This window comes from Enterococcus asini ATCC 700915 (genome assembly GCF_000407365.1).
Classification (GTDB): Bacteria; Bacillota; Bacilli; order Lactobacillales; family Enterococcaceae; genus Enterococcus_C; species Enterococcus_C asini.
On record NZ_ASVU01000001.1, the window covers coordinates 970,333 to 991,236 of the forward strand.

A 20,904-nucleotide genomic window follows, 5' to 3' on the forward strand; every position below is an offset into this window, starting at 1 on the left:
TGATGTTGGAAGGGCTTGTCAACTTTTCCGAGTCTAGCTCAGCGCTACATCCCGGCTTTTAGTCGGGATGTAAGCTCTCATCATAAAGTGCTTTTTTTTTTACCCAAAATTCCTGCGTTATTCGTCTTTTTTAGGTGTAAAGACAGGAATGATTTGAATTCCCAGGCTTTTTTTGATAGATTTAGCTATAGTGTTGGCCGCTTGTGGCCTGTTTAGTTCGAATGAGGAGAAATGCACATGGATTCCATCATTAATTTGCAGGATATTACATTTACATATGATATAGATACTCCCCGCCCGGCTTTGTCAGAGGTTTCTTTGGAAATCAAACGGGGAGAATGGGTGGCCATCATCGGTCACAATGGTAGTGGCAAGTCTACTTTGGCAAAGACCATTAACGGTTTGTTGTTGCCTCAGTCCGGAAGTATTCAAGTGGGGAATATGGACTTGAATGAAGGCAATATCTGGGACATTCGCAAAATGGTCGGTATGGTCTTTCAAAATCCGGATAATCAGTTTGTCGGCTCCACGGTGGAAGACGATGTGGCTTTTGGTATGGAAAACCAAGGAATCCCCAGAGAAGAGATGTTGGTGCGAGTGGCGGACGCCTTAGAACAAGTGCGGATGTCGGACTTTAAGACCCGGGAACCGGCGCGGCTTTCTGGTGGCCAAAAGCAACGGGTGGCCATTGCCGGGGTAGTCGCCTTGCGCCCGGATATTATCATCCTGGATGAAGCTACCAGTATGTTAGATCCAGAAGGACGGGAAGAAGTCATCGCCACGATTAAGAAAATCAAGGAACAGAGCAATCTAACCGTGCTTTCCATTACCCATGATATCGATGAGGCGGCTAATGCTAATCGGGTCTTGGTTATGAAGGAAGGCCGCTTGATCGACGAAGGAACTCCGGAAAAGATTTTTTCTGCGGGGCCGAAATTAGTGGAACTAGGGTTGGATTTGCCTTTTCCTGAGAAGTTGAAGGCGGCATTAAAGGCGCGAGGGATTCCCGTGCCCGCTGAGTATCTGACTGAGGAAGGGATGGTGGACTGGTTATGGACATCCGTTTTGAACAAGTAGGCTTTACCTATCAGCCCAATTCACCCTTTGAGACGCGGGCGTTGTTTGATATTGATTTAGAAGTCAAAGAAGGCTCCTATACGGCTTTAGTGGGGCATACGGGCAGTGGCAAGTCCACTTTGTTGCAACACTTAAATGCACTTTTGAAGCCTACAGCAGGCTTGGTAAAAATCGGAGAACGGACGATTACTCCGGAAACCGACAATAAAAACTTAAAACCGATTCGTAAAAAGGTGGGGATTGTGTTTCAATTTCCAGAGGCCCAGCTTTTTGAGGAGACGGTGGCAAAAGATATCGCCTTTGGTCCTAAAAACTTCGGAGCAACCGATGAAGAAGCCGTGAAGCTTGCGGCTCGTTACTTGGAGTTGGTCGGACTGGATGAAAGCTACTTAGAGCGTTCGCCTTTTGAACTATCCGGCGGACAAATGCGCCGGGTGGCCATTGCGGGAGTTTTGGCCATGGAACCGGAAGTATTGGTTTTAGATGAACCTACAGCAGGGCTTGACCCTCAAGGCCGCAAAGAAATGATGGAGATGTTCTGGCGCTTGCACAAGGAGCAACAGATGACCATCGTTTTGGTAACCCACTTAATGGATGATGTGGCGAATTTTGCCGATTATGTTTATGTCTTAGAAAAAGGCCGGGTGGTCAAGTGTGGCACACCGCAAACGGTCTTTGAAGATGTGGGCTGGGTAGAAGAGAAGCAAATCGGTGTGCCTACTGCCACCGCCTTTGCGGAAAAATTAGTGCAAAAAGGCTTGACCTTCGACCACTTGCCTTTGACTGCTGAGGAATTGGCGGATCAACTGGTTGCGATGGGAGGGCTGTCCCATGATGAATAAACTGATTTTTGGGCGCTACATTCCCGGTGACTCGATTATTCATAAGCTTGATCCTCGGGCAAAATTAGTCGCCAGCTTTTACTTTATCGGGGTAATCTTTATTGCCAATACGTGGCAGAGTTATCTCTTTGCGGGACTGTTTACCTTAGGCTGTGTCTTGCTTTCTAAGATCAGCTTGAGCTTCTTTATCCGGGGTGTGAGACCGTTGATTTGGTTGATCCTCTTTACCGTAGCTTTGCAGATGTTCTTTACTACGGGAGGAGTCGTTTATTGGAGCTGGTGGATTTTTACTTTGACACAATACGGCGTGATGAACGGGATTTTCATCTTCTGTCGTTTTATTTTAATCATCTTCATGTCCACCTTGCTGACCTTGACTACGGCACCTTTGGAATTATCCGATGCCATTGAGTATCTCTTGCGTCCTTTGAAGGTCTTGCATTTTCCCGTCCATGAAATTTCATTGATGCTGTCCATTGCTTTACGCTTTGTGCCTACATTGATGGATGAAACGGAGAAAATCATGAATGCGCAACGGGCTCGGGGCGTGGATTTTGGGGAAGGCAATTTGATCCAAAAGATGAAGGCGGTCATTCCGCTGTTGATTCCTTTGTTTGTTTCTAGTTTTAATCGGGCGGAGGACTTGGCTACGGCCATGGAAGCTCGAGGCTACAACGGCGGGGAAGGTCGCACGAAATACCGCAAACTAGACTGGCACTTGCGGGATACTTTGACGATTGTCGTCTTCGCAGTCTTTACGGTAGGTCTGGTCTTATTACGAAAATAATCATGGGGGCTGTGACACAAGTCGCAGTCTCTTTTTCTGGCAAGAATGAGAAAGGATGCAACAGACATGGTACGTTACAAAGCGATTATCGCTTACGATGGCACGAATTTTAGTGGGTTTCAACGGCAACCCAATGGCCGTACGGTGCAAGCGGAGTTGGAGGCACTCTTGACCCGTATGGCGGATGGGCAGCCGATTATGATTCATGGATCCGGTCGCACGGATGCCGGGGTTCACGCCTTAGGGCAAGTGATTCATTTTGATTTCCCTTATGAACGGTCTTTGGAGCGCATGCGCTACGCTTTAGATACCCAGTCTCCGGAAGACATTGCAGTGTCTAGTGTGGAGCAAGTCACAGAAGCGTTCCACGCCCGCTACTTGGTGGTGGAGAAGACCTATCAGTTTAAAGTGGATATCGGCAAGCCTCGAAGTCCTTTTCGCCGGCATTACGCAAGCTATTACCCTTATCCTTTAGATTTGGAGCGGATTCGTCAGGCCTTGCCGGACTTATTGGGCACCCATGACTTCACGTCCTTTTGTGCTAGTGGGAGTTCGGTGGATGACAAGGTGCGGACGATCCACGAAGCCTCCATGGTGGTGAATGAAGCCGGTGATCAGTTGACTTTTACTTTTCGCGGGGATGGTTTTTTGTACAAGATGATTCGGATCTTAGTGGGGACTTTGCTGAAAATCGGCAATGGGCGCTTAGCCGTGGACAGCATTCCGGGAATCATCGCCGGCAAAGATCGGAATTTGGCCGGGCCTACCGCACATCCAGAAGGCCTGTATTTGGCGAAAGTGTGTTACGAAGCAGATGCAGACAACTAGCTCGTGAGCCTACGATTTGAGGGGCTTGACTGAAAATAGTCAGTCTTTCTTTCAGGAAATATCCTGAAAGCCTCTCAGAAGCCTTCTGAGGGGTTTTAAAAGCTTCATAAGGAATTTATCCAATCAAAAAGCACTCCTTGACTAAGGGCCTTTTACAGCCATAGTCAAGGAGTGCTTTTTCGTGGATTTAGTTTAGGCGCTGTTTCTTGCGATAAGTGTAATCGTAAAAGAGGAACAGGGCAAGACAGAGAACAAAGGAAAGACTCCCTGCTTTTAAGCCTTGAGGCAAGTAGCTAAAGGCAATGTCGTGTTTGCCTGCTGGGACTTTGATTGAAACAAAGGCATCTTGGAAAGCCGTGATCTCAACGGGGTGGCCGTCGATGGTGGCGCTCCAGCCTTTTTCGTAAGGAATCGTGGTGACGAGAAGTTGGTCTTCCTTTGCATCCACTGTGGCTTTGGCGCTTTGTTTGCCAACTTTTAAGTCGACTCCTTGGTCTTTCAAAGCAGTCATCGCTTTTTGATAGGCCACGGTGTCTAACAGCACGACTTGCGGGTTTTGCAGGCCGATGCTAGTGGTACCGTAGAAGCTAGCGGTGAAAGTCACCGTAGTGGTGGTGTCATAGTAGCCTAGATCATAGTACTGACCGGTGATGCTCAACTGGCTTTTTCGCTGAGTGCCATTGACCAACAGGGTGACTGTGGAGCTCTTCAACTGCGCAAAATCTTGCGGATACAGGCTAAGGTAGGCTTGACTGTGAGCCGGGATCGTGACTTGCCACGTGACGTCTTTGGCCACATTGGGTTCTTCTTCGGTAATGGTCGTGTAAATCCCGGACTGAGTCACCGTGGCGTTGTTGGTTTCGGTTAACGCGATTGGTTGGAAACTAAAGTATTGCTCTTGTAAGCCGGCTAAGCCATTTAAAAGATTGGTCTGGCTAGTTAAATTGTCATTGTCCGGTTGCTCGACTTTTGCGGCAGCAGGATCGGTTAAAAAGCCTAATGGCAAAGCATTGTCATTTTCATAGGACATATAGTTTTTCGTGTGATCGTTTTTGATAAAGCCGTATTTGTTCAAAGGTTCCTTGGTCAGGTTGTACTTAATGCCCATTAAGCTGTCCATGATCAAGGTGTTGTTGCCGTAACGGATGTTTAAGTTCGTACCACGGGAGCGGAACCCCAGTTTTTCCAAGTAAGCCGAGGAATGGCGATTGCGAATGGAAGAAAACATGCTAATGCCACTGTAACCGTAGTTCAAGCCGTCATTGGAAGAAACCGCATCGAGATTTTCCAAGCGGTAAAAGCTATCCGGATTGTCGGCGGCATTGTCATCTACCAACTCTTTGATTTCCGGATAAGGTTCCGTGTACAGACTGCGAGAAGCGTAGTTCCAGTCTTGCAAGATGCCTCGCAACATGCCGTTTGTATTGACGCCTACCTCAAGACAGGTCAAGACCAAGAGGAGAATCGTGAACTGCTTCGTGGTAAAGAAATTTAACTTTTTGAAGGTGAATAATAAAAGGTAAAGCACTAGAAAAACAAGGGTCAAAATCAAGGAAGCAATCGTTACATACGTATAGGTTCCCTTTGGTCGCAAGCCATAGGCCAAAGAAAAGACCGCCATCATAATGAGCAACAAGCTGGCAAAAGTCTGCCAATGGATGTCTTTTAATTGCTCCCAGCCGTAGCCCGCCAACATGACCACTAAGAAGGAAAACAAGAAGGCATAACGGAATAAAAACATATTTGGCGCATGCATCCCGTGCCAAAAGAGATTTAATGGGACTAGGTAGAAGCTCGCAATCAAAATGGCGAATAAAGCGCCGTAGAGAACTTTGTGCAACCAAGGAACTTTGCGGCTAATAAAATAGTATAGACACAAGGCCAAAGGAAGCAGACCGGCGAAGATGAAGGGGATGGAGCCGTATTTCGTAGTGTCATAGACGGCAATCATATTCTTCATAATCAAGTCCAAGGGCGCCGTGGCTTCTGTTTTGAGCTTGGTAATGGTGGAGAGGGTTTCCCCATTAGCCTGTAAGTCTAAGACGGCGGGTAAAATCATGATCATCGCTGCCCCGGTAGCTAGTCCCGCGGTAAGTACATAAGGAATCAAGGCTTTTAACTGCTTTTTCGGAGCCATGAAAAAGCGGGTGATAAAGTACAAGCCAGAGAAGATGGCCACCATAAAGCCCATGTAAAAACTGGTAACGAATAAAATGAAATAACTGAAAAATAACAGTCGTGGACTTTTTCCTGCTAGGATGCGGTCGATGCCCCAGATAATCAGTGGCAACCAGACGAAAGCGTCCAACCACATGATCAACTCCGAATGGGCCGTGGTAAAGGACATTAATGCATAAAAGACAGCTAGGCTCACCTGTGCCAGAGAGGGTAGTTTAAAGGTATGTTTGGCATAGAGCCAAAAGGTCAACCCTGCGGAACCGATTTTTAAGAGGGTGAGAAAGTACAAAGCGTCGGGCATGTACTGGTTGGGAAACAAAATCACCAAGGGAGTGAAGACGCCACCTAAGTAATAGGAAACTAAGGACAAGTAATTCAGCCCCGTGGAGGCATTCCAAGTGTAGAAAAAGCCTTGTTTGCCTAAGAGCATATTGCGAAAGCTGGCGTGAAAATTGGAAAACTGGGAAAAGGCGTCACTGGCTAAGACGCTACGGGCACTTCCTGGATAGATGCCCAGAGTTAAATAAATGAAGGCCATAATCAAAAAAGGCAGGCCAAAACTGGCCAATAAATAGCGCTTATTTTCTTTGATGAATTGCTTTTGGGAAGCAAACATTCAAGTCACCTACTTCTAAAAATTTCTTTGCTAAGTTTACCATATTTCCCCGGGATTGAGAAAAGTGCACCTGTATGATGCAGGGGATTTAGGAAAATACTAAGAAGCGTAAAGCGCAAACGGGTAAAAAAAACGCCGGCAAGCTGCCAGCGGAAGATACAGATGAATAGGATGGTAAGAAAGGGAGCATCCTAAGTCTGGGAAAGGGGCGTGATTTAAGGCACAAAAAAACCGCCTGATCAACAGGCGGTTGCAAATTGTGAATTAAACGCGCTCAACTTTTCCTGATTTCAAAGCACGAGCAGAGACCCAAACTTTCTTAGGTTTCCCGTCGATCATCACGCGTACTTTTTGCAAGTTAGGTTTAACTGTACGTTTTGTAGCGTTCATCGCGTGGGAGCGGTTATTTCCACTTTTTGTTTTGCGTCCTGTAAAGTAGCAAACTTTAGCCATGTGATTCGTTTCCTCCTTTGCTCTGATGTTGGAGCGCAGATTTCGCTCATACCAAAAGAATTTACCACAATTCCGGAAACTTTGCAAGCAGATTTTCCATGAAACATTGACAAGTCCGGAGAAACCATGTAAATTTGTAACGTTGCAGTTTCATGAGCAAATGCTTTTTGCAAAGGGGCGTGGCTTTTATTTCCCCCGGGCCTATGATAGAATATTATAGAAATAATTGGGCGCATTCTGCGTCGAAGGAGGCTTATTCATGGCTGTCAAAATTAAGACTCAAGCCGGTACGATTGAAATTACCAATGAAGTGATCGCCACGGTTGTAGGCGGTGCGGCGACCGACGTGTTCGGGATTGTCGGCATGGCTAGCAAAAAACAAATCAAAGACAATATCAACGAAATTTTAAAACGGGAAAACTATTCCAAAGGGGTCGTCGTGCGCCAAGAAGAAAATGGCATCGCAGTGGACGTGTACACCATTGTCAGCTACGGTACGAAAATCTCTGAGGTTTCCCGCAATGTGCAAGAGAAAGTGAAGTACAATTTGGAAACCATGTTAGGGATCACCGCGAATTCTGTTAACGTGTTTGTCCAAGGGGTACGAGTACTACCGGACTAGGTAGGAGATCCGTCATTTACCCATGACGATCGATTTGAAGGAGGATTACAGTGAAAGTAACGAATATTAGTGCCGGCCAGTTTTCAGAAATGGTGCAGGCCGGTGCCAATCGCTTGCAGGTAAACGCCGAATACGTCAACTCTTTGAATGTCTTTCCCGTGCCCGATGGCGATACTGGGACCAATATGAATATGTCCATGGAGTCTGGAGCGAAAGCCGTGGCCGATTCTCCCGCTGATACCGTGGGAAAATTAGCCCAAGTCTTTGCTCGAGGCCTTTTAATGGGCGCCCGAGGAAACTCTGGGGTTATCTTATCTCAATTGATTCGAGGCTTTTCAAAACAGATTCCCGATGTGGTGGAATTAGGCGCAGAAGATTTGGCCCATGCCTTCACCCACGGGGTAGATACTGCGTATAAAGCGGTAATGAAACCGGTGGAAGGAACCATCTTAACGGTTGCTCGCGTGGCCGCGGAATACGGGGAACGCAAAGCCAAAGAAACCGACGACTGTGTAGCAGTTATGGAGGCCGTGGTCAGCGGGGCAAAACGCGCTTTGGCGAAAACGCCAGACCTTTTACCAGTCTTGAAAGAAGTCGGCGTAGTGGACAGTGGTGGCCAAGGCTTGCTCTTTGTCTATGAAGGCTTTTTAGCTGCTTTAAGCGGGGAATACGAAGCTACCGAAACCTTCGAACCAACTCCTGCAGCCATGGATGAAATGGTTAATGCGGAACACCACCGCAGCGTCCAAGGACACTTGGCTACAGAAGACATCAAGTTCGGCTATTGTACCGAAATCATGGTGAAAATCGGGGAAGGTCCTACCGTGGACAGTACCTTTGATTACGACACTTTCCGGAATTATTTGGACGGTATCGGGGATTCACTTTTGGTAGTTAACGATGATGAAATCATCAAAGTTCACGTGCATACGGAACACCCAGGGGAAGTCATGAACTATGGCCAAAAATTTGGTTCTTTGATCAAGGTCAAAGTGGACAATATGCGGGTGCAACACGAAACCATCTTGGAACACGATGAACAAGTGGTAAACTTCGTGGAAACACCAAAAGAACGCATTCCTTACGGGGTGATTGCCATTGCAGCCGGTAGTGGGTTGCAAGAGCTCTTCACGAGTCTTGGGGCAAACTATGTGATCAACGGTGGCCAAACCATGAACCCAAGCACCGAGGACATTTTGAAAGCCATTGAAGAAGTCAATGCGGACAAAGTGGTCTTGTTGCCAAACAATAAGAACATCTTTATGGCGGCGGAACAAGCAGCAGAAGTTGCTGAAATTCCAGTAGCTGTAGTACCAAGTCGCGCGATTCCTCAAGGGATGACCGCAATGTTGGCCTTTAATGAACAACAAGACTTGGATGAAAATAAAGCCAATATGACGGCAGCTTTGGCTGGTGTGGTTTCCGGTTCGGTAACCCACGCCATTCGGGATACTTCCATCGACGGCGTGACCATTACCGAGGGTGACTTTATCGGCATGGTTGACGGCAAGATCATCTACTCCGAAAAAGATCGTTTGCAAACGGCTATCGATACTTTAACGGCGATGGTGGAAGAAGACACCGAAATCGTTACGATCATCGTTGGGGATGAAGCCGACGAAAAAGAAGCACAAAAAATTGCCGATGCACTAGTGGCAACCCACAGCGATTTGGAAATCGAGATTCACAATGGGAATCAACCGGTTTATCCTTATCTCTTTGCGGCGGAATAAGAAACAACAAACAACAAAGAATGATTTGGAAAGGAGGCTGGGACAGTTGATTTTGTCCGAGCCTTCTTTTTAATAAGGGAGGGAAGTAGATGGAAGCAGTCTCTGTACAATACTTAAAAGGTGTGGGGGAAAAGCGAGCCCAAGACTTGGCAGCCTTAGGAATCACCACAGTGAGGGATTTAATGGGCTACTATCCCTTCCGCTATGAGGACATTCAAGAGCGAACACTGGCAGAGATTAACGATCAGGAGAAAGTCACGATTAAAGGCGTGGTAGTGGCTCCAGCGGTCTTGAATCGCTTCGGCTATAAAAAGTCCGTCCTACGCTTTCGCATGATGCAAGACCACGGTGTTTTTAGCGTGTCCTTTTTCAATCAGCCTTACCTAAAAGACCAAGTCGTCTTAGGGGAAGAGCTGGCGGTTTATGGCAAATGGGATGCCAAGAAAAAGGCCTTAACCGGCATGAAGATTCTCGGCAGTGGGCATCAAGGGGACTTTGCGCCGATTTACCACGTCTCCCAAAAGGTGAAACAGAAGACCTTGATCCCTTTGATTCGGCAAGCCTTTGCCGACTATGGCGATCAAATCAAGGAAAATTTACCCTTGGCATTGCGGGAAAAATACCGGCTAATGGATAAGGCTGCGGCCATGTACGCCATGCATTTTCCAAAAGACCCAGCCGAGCATCACCAAGCCAAGCGCCGGGTAGTCTTTGAAGAGTTCTTCTTGTTTCAGATGAAACTTCAAGGCTTAAAAATCCGGGAAAAGTCCGTGTCCCAAGGGCTAGCCATTCAATACGACAATCAACGCTTAAAGGCTTTTATTGCCAGCTTGCCCTTTACGTTAACGGCGGCTCAGCAAAAAGTTACCAATGAAATCTGTCGCGATTTATTGAGTCCGGAGCACATGCAGCGCTTGTTGCAAGGGGATGTGGGGAGCGGCAAAACCGTGGTGGCGGCGATTGCCTTGTACGCCACCATGACCGCAGGCTTCCAAGGGGCGCTAATGGTGCCGACAGAAATCTTGGCGCAACAGCATATCGAAAGCTTAAACCAGCTCTTTGATCCTTTAGAAGTCACCACGGCGCTTTTAACCGGCTCTACGCCGGCGAAAGAACGGCGGGTTATCTTAGAGGAGTTGGCCAATGGCACCATTGATATCGTGGTAGGGACCCATGCCTTGATCCAAGAAGGGGTGGAGTTTGCCAATCTGGGTCTGGTGATCACCGATGAGCAGCACCGTTTTGGGGTGAACCAGCGGAAAGTCTTACGGGAAAAAGGCTGGCGACCAGATGTCCTCTTTATGACCGCGACGCCGATTCCTCGGACTTTGGCGATTACGGCCTACGGGGAAATGGACGTGTCGATTATTGACGAGTTACCTGCAGGCCGGATTCCTATTGAAACGCGCTGGGTACGCCCGGGGCAGCTAGATAGCGTCTTGGACTGGAGCTTAAGTGAACTCGGCCGGGGTCACCAGATGTATGTCATCTGTCCTTTGATTGAAGAGTCGGAACAGTTAGACGTGAAAAATGCCGTGGAAATCCACGATCACTTAGCCGCTTTTTATGGCGACCGCTACCAAGTAGGTTTGTTACATGGCCGGATGAAAAATACCGAAAAAGACGCCATTATGACGGACTTTAAAGACGGTAAAACCCAAGTTTTAGTTTCCACCACGGTCATTGAAGTTGGGGTCAATGTTCCTAACGCCACGGTGATGCTGATCATGGATGCGGAGCGCTTCGGTTTGGCTCAGTTGCACCAATTACGAGGTCGGGTGGGCCGAGGAGCCGAGGCTTCCTTTTGTATCTTAGTGGCGGAACCGAAAAATGAAATGGGCAAAGAGCGCATGAAGATCATGACCGAAACCAACAACGGTTTTGTCTTGAGTGAGAAGGATTTGGAACTACGGGGACCGGGAGAGGTCTTTGGTTTCCGTCAATCTGGCTTGCCACAATTTGTGGCTGGGGACTTAGTTGCAGATGCCAATATCTTAGAAGTCGCACGTAGCGAGGCCCAGAGCGTTTGGCAGATGAAAGACTGGCAGCTTTTGCCGGACTATCAAGAGCTAGCCGCAGAAATCAGTGACCCAGAAAAGGCCTTTTTTGATTAAGAGAACCAGGGAAGCCGGCGGAGTCTTTCAATCGCCGGAAGTTCTATGCTATACTTTGAAGAAATTACAATGCTTGATCAGGAGGATTGAAACAAATGATGAGAATCGCAGTGGACGCCATGGGTGGCGACAATGCACCAAAGGCAATCATTGAAGGGGTTGTTTTGGCGAAAAAAAACTTCCCAGATATTGAATTCCAACTTTACGGCAAAGAAGCCGAGATTAGAAAATACTTGGACGATGAAAAAAACGTCAAGATTATCCATACCGATGAAAAAATCAACAGCGACGACGAACCGGTGAAAGCCATTCGTCGGAAAAAACAAGCCTCCATGGTACTAGCCGCCCAAGCGGTGAAAGACGGAGAGGCCGATGCGATCTTTTCTGCCGGCAATACCGGTGCGCTTTTGGCAGCCGGCTTGTTTATTGTGGGGCGGATTAAAGGGGTGGAACGCCCCGGCTTGATGTCGACTTTACCGGTGATGGGCAAAGACCAAGGCTTCGATATGCTTGATTTAGGCGCCAATGCGGACAATAAGGCAGAACACTTATTGCAGTACGGCATTTTAGGTTCTTTCTACGCGAAAAACGTCCGCAACATTACTAATCCGAAAGTCGGCTTGTTAAACAACGGCACGGAAGAAACCAAAGGTAGCGAGCTGACCAAAAAAGCGTTTCAACTGTTAAGCGCAGAACCAAGCATTAACTTTATCGGCAATGTGGAAGCTCGGGAATTACTGAACGGAGTTGCTGACGTGGTGGTGACAGATGGCTTTACCGGCAATGCGGTGCTAAAATCCATCGAAGGAACTGCCTTGAATTTAATGGCTCTTCTAAAAGATGCCATTAAAGACTCTGGTACCAAGGGTAAGATGGGGGCTTTCTTCATGAAGGACAGTCTGTACTCTTTAAAAGACGCCTTGGATTATTCCCGGTACGGGGGCGCCGTGCTCTTCGGCTTGAAGGCTCCGGTGATCAAAACCCACGGGGCAACCGGTCCTGAGGCAGTGGCCAATACGATTAAACAGATTCACACCATGCTGGAAACCAATGTGGTAGGGGATTTAGTAACCCAATTTGAAACGGGCACCATCGCGCCAGAAGTGCAATCTGATTGACATCTTTGTCATCTCTTTGCAAAATGTTCTGGACAAAGTTTGCCAAAAAAAGTAAAATGACTATTAGCTATCTTTGCTTGTTGGTCAAAAGCGTGGAGGTGAATGCAATTGACGCGAGAAGAAGTTTTTTCTAAAGTAGCGGGAGTTATCGCAAACCATTTTGAGATCGATCCTGAAAAAGTAACGGATCAGATGAGTATTAAAGACGATCTGAACGCTGATTCGATCAGTGTCATGGAATTTGTATTGGAACTTGAAGACGAGTTCGGTACCGAAATTTCTGACGAAGACGCAGAACAAATCGAAACAGTGGGCGGCGCCGTGGACTATGTCTACAATCGCTTGAATAAATAAGCCCTTGGAAAGAACCGCTAGGAGCGGTTCTTTTTTCGTTAGTTGGGCGTGGAGCCCTGTTGAGGTCGCACAGCGTCCGAAACAAAAAACTACCCGCTATGCGGGTAGAGAATCAGTGGCTATGCCACCAAAAATCCCATTCCTGTCGTACAATTGGGTTGTTCAGGCTCAATTGAAAGGAATGGGATTTTTGGCAAATAAAACAAACAGCTTAGCGCATACAAAATGGATGTGTAAGTATCATATTGTATTTACACCAAAGTATAGACGGAAAGTAATTTACAATCAAGTAAGGCGAGATTTAATTGAGATCTTCCAACTCTTGTGCAAGTACAAAGGAGTCGAAATTATCGAAGGACATATGATGCCAGATCATGTTCATATATTGGTAAGTATTCCACCCAAAATTAGTATCTCTTCATTTGTTGGCTATTTAAAGAGCAAAAGTGCCTTACAAATTTTTGATCGTCATGCCAACTTGAAATATAAGTATGGCAATCGAAAATTTTGGGCAGAAGGATATTATGTTAGTACCGTGGGATTAAACGAAAAAACAATCGCAAAGTATATTCGGGAACAGGAATCACACGATATCGCACTCGATAAATTGAGTGTACGAGAATATGAAGACCCATTTTCAGATGGTGGCTTCAGAAAAAAATAAACCGGTTTGACCGGTAAGTGAAAGTGCCAAGGGCATTGAGCCTGAACAAAGTGAAGGATAACGTCTTTAGGCGTAGCCATAGCAACAAGGGGTTACACCCGCAGAGCAAACCACCCGTTAGACGGGTGGTAATGATTTTTAGCGGGCTGATTTTCCCTTGCGACTAGCTTACATGGCAGTGGGAGCTCTTTATCCGTGTTTTCTGAAAAAAAGCAGAAAATAAGGCGTTTTCCCGGATTTTACCGACTTTTTTCCGGGTCATACCTACTTTTCGATTAGAAAGTGTTTGTTTTTATAGACTTTTGGCTTTTTTTTTATTATAATTACACGTAGATATTTTTAAGGATAACTGGTGCGTCGATGGAAAAACCTACGTTTCGAATTGGCTAAAAAAACAACTAAATTCGAAAAAAAAGTTGATGTGTGCAGCAAACTTTAAAATACGAATTTTTTCACGCTGGGATTTTAATAATTACTAAAAATCCCCAGATTGTTTCTAGGTTTTCCTAGCAAACAAAAGAGTATGCGCTGAAGAAGTTCGCTTTTTTTTACGACACATTTTTCTGATAATTCAAAAATAATAGACTTTTTTGAATTGACAAACCATCGTTATTCCGATAATATCTCACTAATTTCATAAAGCGGTTGATTATGAAAAAAAGGAAAATTGGAGGTATGGACATGAAAATGAAAAAAGTACTCGGTTCTTTATTTGTTACGGCAATCGCGTTAAGCGCTTGTGGCGGTGGCGGTAATAGTTCCAAAGGCGGCTCTGGTGACTCAGGGGACAAAGGTGCGGCAAGTGAATACAACTATGTATTTAAGACGGACATCGAAACCCTGGACTACACCTTCTCTCAACGCCAAAGTAACAGTATCCATTATTCTAACTTCGTGGACGGGTTATATGAATGGGATCCAGAAGGCAACTTAGTACCAGCTTTGGCTGAATCATACGAAGTCAGCGAAGATGGTTTGACCTATACCTACAAGATCCGTGAAGGTGTACCTTGGGTGGACGCTGAGGGCAACGAATACGGTGCGGACGTAACGGCGAATGACTGGGTAACTGCTTTGAAACATGCAGTTGAAAAGAAATCCGAAACTTTGTACATCGTAGCTGACAGCATCAAAGGATTGTCTGATTACATCGCTGGGAAGACAGACGACTTCTCCACAGTGGGTGTAAAAGCAGTCGATGATTACACTTTGGAATACACATTGAATGCGCCAGAAACTTATTGGCCTTCAAAACTAACTTACGGGATCTTGTATCCAATCAACGAAGAGTTCTTAAATGAAAAAGGGGATGACTTCGGTCTACCAGAACCAGACTCCATCCTTTACAATGGGCCATTCTTGTTGGCAAGCAACACAGCGAAATCTTCCATCGAATACACGAAAAATGAATCCTACTGGGATCCAGACAACGTGAATATCGATAGCGTGAAATTAACTTACAACGACGGATCTGATCCGGACTGGTTGTACAAACAATACCAAGCTGGCGATTTAACAGAAGCACGGGTTTATCCAAACTCTGCTGGGTACAAAGACGTCCAAGCGGAAAATGGCGACAACGTCAACTTCGCTTTGCCGGGGTCTTCTACTTTTAACATGACCTTCAACTTTAACCGTCAAGCTTATGAGCACACTTCTAAAGAAACAGACAAACAAAAAGAAGATACTCAAAAAGCAATCATGAACTTGAACTTCCGGAAAGCCTTCCAGTTCGCGTTCAACAAAACTGCTTATCGGGCACAAAGCGTTGGGGATGACGGTGCTGCAGCTGCCTTGCGCAACACCTTAGTACCAACTGACTTTGTAACCATCGACGGCAAAGACTTCGGTGCAGTGGTTCAAGAGAAAGTTCAAGCGGCTGATGCAGAAGCCTTTGGGGATATCAACTTGGCGCAAGGTCAAGACGGTACGTACAACGTAGATAAAGCCAAAGAATACTTCGCTAAAGCGAAAGCTGAGTTGGAAGCGGAAGGCGTAGAATTCCCAATTCACTTGGACTTGCCAGAACAAGAAACAGCTGAAGTGCTCATAAATGCGGATAAATCCATGAAACAATCCGTAGAAGATGCCCTAGGCAAAGAAAACGTCGTAATCGACATCCAATTGCTAAACGAAGATGCCTACTATGCAGCAACCTACCAAGCAACTTCTTCTGCCGCAACTGACTACGATATCTCTACTGCTTCTGGTTGGGGACCTGACTATATGGACCCATCTTCTTACTTGAATATCTACAACTCTCACTCTGGGGATATGTTGACTACATTAGGTCTTGATGCTGATACAACCCTTGAAGGCGAAGACACTGGTAAGGCAGCCAAAGAAGCCTTGAAATTGTCTGAATACGATGCGTTGTTAGATAAAGCGTCTGCTATTACTGACGATGTAAACAAACGTTACGATGCTTACGCTGATGCAGAAGCATGGTTGGTGGAAAATGTTATCCAAGTGCCAATCTTTGCTAGCCAAGGAGTCCCATCTGTATCAAACGTTGTACCATTCTCCACAGCCTTTGGTTACTCTGGTCTAGGATATGACGGTTTAGGTCTAGGACGCTACAAATACATGGAAGTCCAAGACGAAGCGGTTAGCCAAGATCAATGGACGAAAGCTCATGACGAGTGGTCAAAAGCTCGTGAAGAAGCTGCCAAAGCAGAATAAGTAAAAACATGATTCAAAAGGGTTTGCTCCTTGTCTCTCACAGGGAGCAAGCTTCATCTAAATAGTTGGTTCACCGGTAAAAAAGGCTAACGGCGAATGCTTACTAGCCTTTTTTACATGAATGATAAAGTCTAGCTGAAGCTGAGTAGTAATAAGACCTGCTGTGATTGTTTTTTTAAAACAGCAGGTGCTTATTCTTCTAAGCGGTTCTGGCTTAACTTATAAGTGTATAGAAAGTAGGAGATTCATAGTGAAACGATACCTGTTTTTTCGGATCCTGAGATCAATCCTAAGTATCTTTTTAGTTACTACCTTAACTTACGGTGTGATTTACAGTCTGATCCCTCGAAAGACCATTTTTCAAAACGACGTCACTTATGGGAAATTAAAATCCAAACCGGATGATTTAAAAGACTACGAGAATACGGCGTTTAGCAAAATGGGTTATTTGGATTATCTGCCGTCCAGTAAATTGATTGCAGAAGTCAAAAAGGACCACCCAGAAGTAACCGCTGAGGATACTGCTGCCAATACTAAGATTTTTAAAGAATGGGCGAAGGCAAACGGCTATGAGCTGGAACAATTTCCAGTTAGCAAGGGCTATTATGCGATTAAAGAATTGCCTTTGACGACCCGGGTCTTCCGATTCTATAAAAATTTAATCCAAGTGGACCATCCGTGGAAAATTAATGACCCGGATAACAAAGACATGAAGCGTGGCTACAAAATCACCAATGATCCATTAGCCGGCTGGTCTGTCGTAGGTAGTGGTACGAAATACAAATACCAAATTTATTTCAACGGTGAGTTTCCATTTATTCACCAAAATATTTTCCATCTCAATCTGGGAACTTCTTATCCAACTTTCGCAGGACAACCTGTAACCCAAGTTATCGGTGGGGACCAAGGGAAGGCCGATTCCCAAGAAGTCACTTTTGAAAATGGCAAGACTTCTAAAACGGCTATGAATATCTATTCCCGTCAATATCAAATGACGGCAAACTTATCCACCAGAGAAAAGAACATGTTCTCGGATAACTACACGATTACGCTAAATAACAAACAAGATCCATCCATGATCGGCAACTCCATGCGTATGGGGATTATCGCTGTCTTGATTTCTTATGGGGTAGCCGTGCCGATGTCCATGATTATGTCCCGTTACAAGGGCAAATGGCCGGATAAATTCGGTGTGGCAATCGTGACCGTCTTGATTTCTGTACCATCATTGGCCTTCATTTACTTCTTCCGTTTTATCGGTTCTAGTGCGTTTGGCCTACCAGACTTGTTCCCAACTTTAGGGGCACAAGACATTCGTTCCTATATTTTGCCAACGATTATTTTAGGGCTTTTGTCCGTATCCGGGATTGTCATTTGGTTACGACGTTACATGATTGACCAACAATCCGCCGACTACGTGAAATTTGCCAAAGCAAAAGGCTTAAGTGCCGGGGAAATCAGTCGCAAGCACATCTTCAAAAATGCCGCGATTCCATTGGTTAACGGGATTCCATCCGCAGTCATCGGAACCATCGCCGGGGCGACTATTACCGAAACGGTCTTCGCCGCACCAGGGATGGGGAAAATGTTGCCGGATGCGATTAAAGCTCATAACAACCCAATCGTTATCGGCTTAGTCTTTATCTTCACGACGATTTCAATCTTCTCGATTCTTCTAGGGGATATCACCATGACCTTAGTGGATCCACGAATTAAACTTTCCGAAAAAGGGGGTAAGTAACTTGGAAGTCAATCAAACGAATAACGACTTTAGTTTCGTCAAAATGGACGAACACGCCTCCGAACGCATCGATGCCCCCGTTTACTCATACTGGCGGGCGGTATGGCGCAAGTTCTTTTCTAGTAAAGTAGCGATTGCCATGTTGGTCTTAATGGTGGCAATCCTCCTAATGTCTTTCATCCAGCCAATGTTATCTGGTTATGACTATATGAATGTGGATGGAATCAATGACTTTGGCAAACGTTACAATCCACCTAGTGCCGAATTTTGGTTCGGTACCGACGCCAACGGTCACTCTTTGTTTGACGCAGTTTGGGCGGGAGCGAAAACCTCCATTTCCATCAGTGTGATCGCAACCGTGGTTTGTACGATTATCGGGGTGGTTGTAGGTGCAATTTGGGGCACGTCGAAGAAAATCGATCGTTTCATGATCGAAATCTACAACATCTTTTCTAACATTCCTCAATTGTTGATCATCATGGTCTTGTCTTATTCCTTTGGTAGTGGTTTTTGGAATTTGATTTTCGCTATGTGCTTGACCAGTTGGTTGGCTACGGCTTACTTTATTCGGGTTCAAGTAATGATCATGCGAGATCGGGAGTACAACTTGGCTTCCAAAACATTGGGCACACCAACGATGCGCATGATTTTCCGGAACATCTTGCCATACTTGACTTCGGTTATCGTAACCGATGTTTCGCGGGCATTGCCGTCTTTCATTTCGTATGAAACATTCTTGTCCTTCTTGGGAGTTGGTCTGAGTGCCAATGTACCTTCCCTAGGAAAACTGATTTCAAAATACACTGCAAATATGAGTAACTATCCGTATCTGTTTTGGATCCCTGTGGCTGTCTTGGCGCTCGTTTCGGTATCGTTGTATATCGTCGGCCAAACCTTGGCGGATGCTGCCGATCCACGGACACATATGTAATTAGGAGGGATATCATGGAAAAAGAAACTGTATTATCCGTTGAAAACCTCTCCGTGGGCTTCACCGTCCGTAATCGTGAATTAAAAGCGATTCGTAATGTCTCTTTGGAAATCAAAGAACAAGAAACGCTAGCCATCGTAGGGGAATCCGGCTCTGGTAAATCCGTCTTGACGAAGACGTTTACCGGTATGTTGGAACAAAATGGACATATCACAAATGGAACCATTCGTTACCACGACAAAGTCTTAAGCGACTTAACCAAAGACAAACAATGGGAAGGCATCCGAGGAAAAGAAATCGCAACGATTTTCCAAGATCCCATGACTTCCTTGAACCCGATTAAAACCATCGGCTCGCAAATTTCTGAAGTCATTATCAAGCACCAAGGCAAAGACAAAAAAGAAGCCCGGAAAATGGCCATCGAACTGATGAAACGCACGGGGATTCCCGATGCGGAAAAACGTTACGATGAATATCCTTTCCAATACTCCGGGGGAATGCGTCAACGGATGGTTATCGCCATTGCTTTGGCATGTCGGCCAAAAGTATTGATCTGTGACGAACCGACCACCGCACTAGACGTGACCATTCAAGCCCAAATCTTGGACTTGATTCGGGAATTACAAGAAGAGTACAAATTCACCACCATTTTTATCACTCATGACTTAGGCGTGGTAGCAGCAATTGCCGATAAAGTAGCGGTGATGTACTCCGGGCAAATCATCGAAACCGGGACAGTGGAAGACATCTTCTACAACGCAAAACACCCATACACGTGGGCTTTGCTATCTTCCTTGCCTCAGTTGAGCCAAAAAGGTTCGGAGCTTTACTCCGTGCCAGGTACACCGCCTTCTTTGTACAAGGATATCGCCGGGGATGCGTTTGCTCCACGGAATCCTTATGCCATGGAAATCGACTTTAAACAAGAACCACCGATGTTCCAAGTTTCCGAGACTCATTTTGCCAAAACCTGGTTAATGGATCCCCGGGCACCAAAAGTGGAAAAACCGGCTGCGATCCAAGGACTTCATGAAAAACTAGTGGCCCTTCAAGAAGAGATCGCACCTGAGGACTATGAGGCAAAAGATCTTGAAGAGGGAGGACAACCAATTGGAATCTAAGGACAAAGAAGTATTATTATCCATTAAAGATTTAGAAATTACTTTTGGCGAAGGTCGCAACAAATTCGTAGCGGTGCAAGATGCCAACTTTGATATTTATAAAGGCGAAACTTTCTCACTAGTTGGGGAGTCCGGCTCCGGTAAAACAACGATCGGTCGGGCAGTTTTAGGCTTGAACGAGACCTCTCACGGAGACATCATCTTTGAAGGGCAGAAAATCAATAAAAAATTGACTGCCAAAGAAGAATCGAATATCATCCGGAAAATTCAAATGATCTTCCAAGATCCTTCTGCCTCCTTAAATGAACGGGCGACGGTGGATTACATCATTTCGGAAGGTTTGTATAATTTCCATCTGTTTGACTCCGATGCAGATCGGCGAGCAAAAGTTGAAAACATGATCGAACGAGTAGGTCTATTGCCGGAACACTTGAACCGTTACCCTCACGAATTCTCCGGGGGACAACGACAACGGATCGGAATTGCCCGTGCCTTGATCATGGAACCGGAATTGGTAGTAGCCGATGAACCGATTTCTGCCTTGGATGTATCCATTCGGGCACAAGTTTTGAACCTCTTAAAAGAATTTCAGCGGGACAAAGGCGTTACGTATTTCTTTGTTGCCCATGATTTATCAGTGGTGCGCTTCATCTCTGATCGGATTGCAGTAATTCGCTCCGGTCGGATTGTGGAGTTGGCGGAAGCGGAAGAATTATTCCGCAATCCTCTGCATCCTTATACCAAAGCCTTGTTGTCCGCCGTACCAGTACCGGACCCAATCTTGGCTCGTAAAAAAGAGTTGCATGTCTATGATCCAAACATGCACGACTACTCCGTGGACAAACCGAAATTTGTCGAAATCATTCCGGGACACTTTGTCTATGGAAATGAGGCGGAAACCGCTGGGTATCGAGCGGCTGTTAAGAACTAACAGTTGCTATTATCTATACCACTTTCTGTACCAAACTATTGAGAGACAAAACAGGCAGACGCGAGTCTGCCTGTTTTGTTGTCTTACTTTGTAAAGAAATGTCTTTGAGTGT

At 45.8% G+C, this 20,904-nt stretch carries 17 protein-coding genes; 15 read left to right on the plus strand and 2 right to left on the minus strand.

Translation table 11 applies throughout. The annotated features are described in order from the left end of the window. The first annotated feature begins 237 nt into the window (after positions 1–237). From I579_RS04780 to truA, 4 genes are all read left to right on the plus strand, one after another. On the plus strand, positions 238–1,077 hold the full coding sequence (locus I579_RS04780) for an energy-coupling factor ABC transporter ATP-binding protein (protein WP_010754739.1): 840 nt from the start codon (positions 238–240) through the stop codon (positions 1,075–1,077). After that, positions 1,053–1,919, plus strand: a complete 867-nt coding sequence (locus tag I579_RS04785; RefSeq protein ID WP_010754738.1) for an energy-coupling factor ABC transporter ATP-binding protein — start codon at positions 1,053–1,055, stop codon at positions 1,917–1,919. Before I579_RS04780 ends, I579_RS04785 begins: the two co-directional genes overlap by 25 nt. Then, on the plus strand, positions 1,909–2,706 hold the full coding sequence (locus tag I579_RS04790; protein ID WP_010754737.1) for an energy-coupling factor transporter transmembrane component T family protein: 798 nt from the start codon (positions 1,909–1,911) through the stop codon (positions 2,704–2,706). The genes I579_RS04785 and I579_RS04790 overlap by 11 nt, the downstream gene beginning before the upstream one ends. 66 nt (positions 2,707–2,772) lie before the next feature. After that, the gene (truA, locus tag I579_RS04795; protein ID WP_010754736.1) at positions 2,773–3,534 is read left to right on the plus strand and encodes a tRNA pseudouridine(38-40) synthase TruA; all 762 of its coding nucleotides are present in this window, start codon (positions 2,773–2,775) and stop codon (positions 3,532–3,534) included. Between the two features lie 187 nt (positions 3,535–3,721). Here truA and I579_RS04800 read toward each other — a convergent pair whose 3' ends face one another. Beyond that, positions 3,722–6,328: a YfhO family protein gene (locus I579_RS04800; protein ID WP_010754735.1), complete on the minus strand. Its 2,607-nt coding sequence runs from the start codon at positions 6,326–6,328 to the stop codon at positions 3,722–3,724. Positions 6,329–6,592: 264 nt separating this feature from the next. Next, positions 6,593–6,781 carry a 50S ribosomal protein L28 gene (gene rpmB / locus I579_RS04805; protein ID WP_010754734.1) on the minus strand — a complete coding sequence of 63 codons (189 nt, stop codon included), beginning with the start codon at positions 6,779–6,781 and terminating at the stop codon, positions 6,593–6,595. 259 nt (positions 6,782–7,040) lie between these two features. On the opposite strand from rpmB, the gene I579_RS04810 reads away from it, so the two are divergent. From I579_RS04810 to I579_RS04860, 11 genes are all read left to right on the plus strand, one after another. Beyond that, positions 7,041–7,403, plus strand: coding sequence for an Asp23/Gls24 family envelope stress response protein (locus I579_RS04810; protein WP_010754733.1), 363 nt, complete (start codon positions 7,041–7,043; stop codon positions 7,401–7,403). 50 nt (positions 7,404–7,453) lie between these two features. Then, positions 7,454–9,136, plus strand: a complete 1,683-nt coding sequence (locus I579_RS04815; RefSeq protein ID WP_010754732.1) for a DAK2 domain-containing protein — start codon at positions 7,454–7,456, stop codon at positions 9,134–9,136. A gap of 89 nt (positions 9,137–9,225) precedes the next feature. Next, on the plus strand, positions 9,226–11,250 hold the full coding sequence (recG, locus tag I579_RS04820; protein WP_010754731.1) for an ATP-dependent DNA helicase RecG: 2,025 nt from the start codon (positions 9,226–9,228) through the stop codon (positions 11,248–11,250). A 98-nt stretch (positions 11,251–11,348) separates the two neighbouring features. Continuing rightward, positions 11,349–12,368 carry a phosphate acyltransferase PlsX gene (gene plsX / locus I579_RS04825; protein ID WP_034810824.1) on the plus strand — a complete coding sequence of 340 codons (1,020 nt, stop codon included), beginning with the start codon at positions 11,349–11,351 and terminating at the stop codon, positions 12,366–12,368. 108 nt (positions 12,369–12,476) lie between these two features. Then, complete coding sequence (acpP, locus tag I579_RS04830; protein ID WP_010754729.1) at positions 12,477–12,722, plus strand: acyl carrier protein; 246 nt, start codon at positions 12,477–12,479, stop codon at positions 12,720–12,722. Positions 12,723–12,903: 181 nt separating this feature from the next. Next, the gene (tnpA, locus tag I579_RS04835; RefSeq protein ID WP_169337957.1) at positions 12,904–13,386 is read left to right on the plus strand and encodes an IS200/IS605 family transposase; all 483 of its coding nucleotides are present in this window, start codon (positions 12,904–12,906) and stop codon (positions 13,384–13,386) included. Between the two features lie 687 nt (positions 13,387–14,073). Beyond that, positions 14,074–16,068: a peptide ABC transporter substrate-binding protein gene (locus tag I579_RS04840; protein WP_174270023.1), complete on the plus strand. Its 1,995-nt coding sequence runs from the start codon at positions 14,074–14,076 to the stop codon at positions 16,066–16,068. A gap of 250 nt (positions 16,069–16,318) precedes the next feature. Beyond that, positions 16,319–17,809, plus strand: coding sequence for an ABC transporter permease (locus I579_RS04845; RefSeq protein WP_010754726.1), 1,491 nt, complete (start codon positions 16,319–16,321; stop codon positions 17,807–17,809). 1 nt (position 17,810) lies between these two features. Beyond that, positions 17,811–18,740 carry an oligopeptide ABC transporter permease OppC gene (gene oppC, locus I579_RS04850; protein WP_010754725.1) on the plus strand — a complete coding sequence of 310 codons (930 nt, stop codon included), beginning with the start codon at positions 17,811–17,813 and terminating at the stop codon, positions 18,738–18,740. A gap of 14 nt (positions 18,741–18,754) precedes the next feature. Continuing rightward, positions 18,755–19,861 (plus strand): ABC transporter ATP-binding protein, encoded by a 1,107-nt coding sequence (locus I579_RS04855; RefSeq protein ID WP_010754724.1) that lies wholly within the window; start codon positions 18,755–18,757, stop codon positions 19,859–19,861. Then, entirely contained in the window at positions 19,815–20,792 is a 978-nt protein-coding gene (locus tag I579_RS04860; RefSeq protein ID WP_051091760.1) for an ATP-binding cassette domain-containing protein, read from the plus strand. The genes I579_RS04855 and I579_RS04860 overlap by 47 nt, the downstream gene beginning before the upstream one ends. The last annotated feature ends 112 nt before the right edge of the window (positions 20,793–20,904 follow it).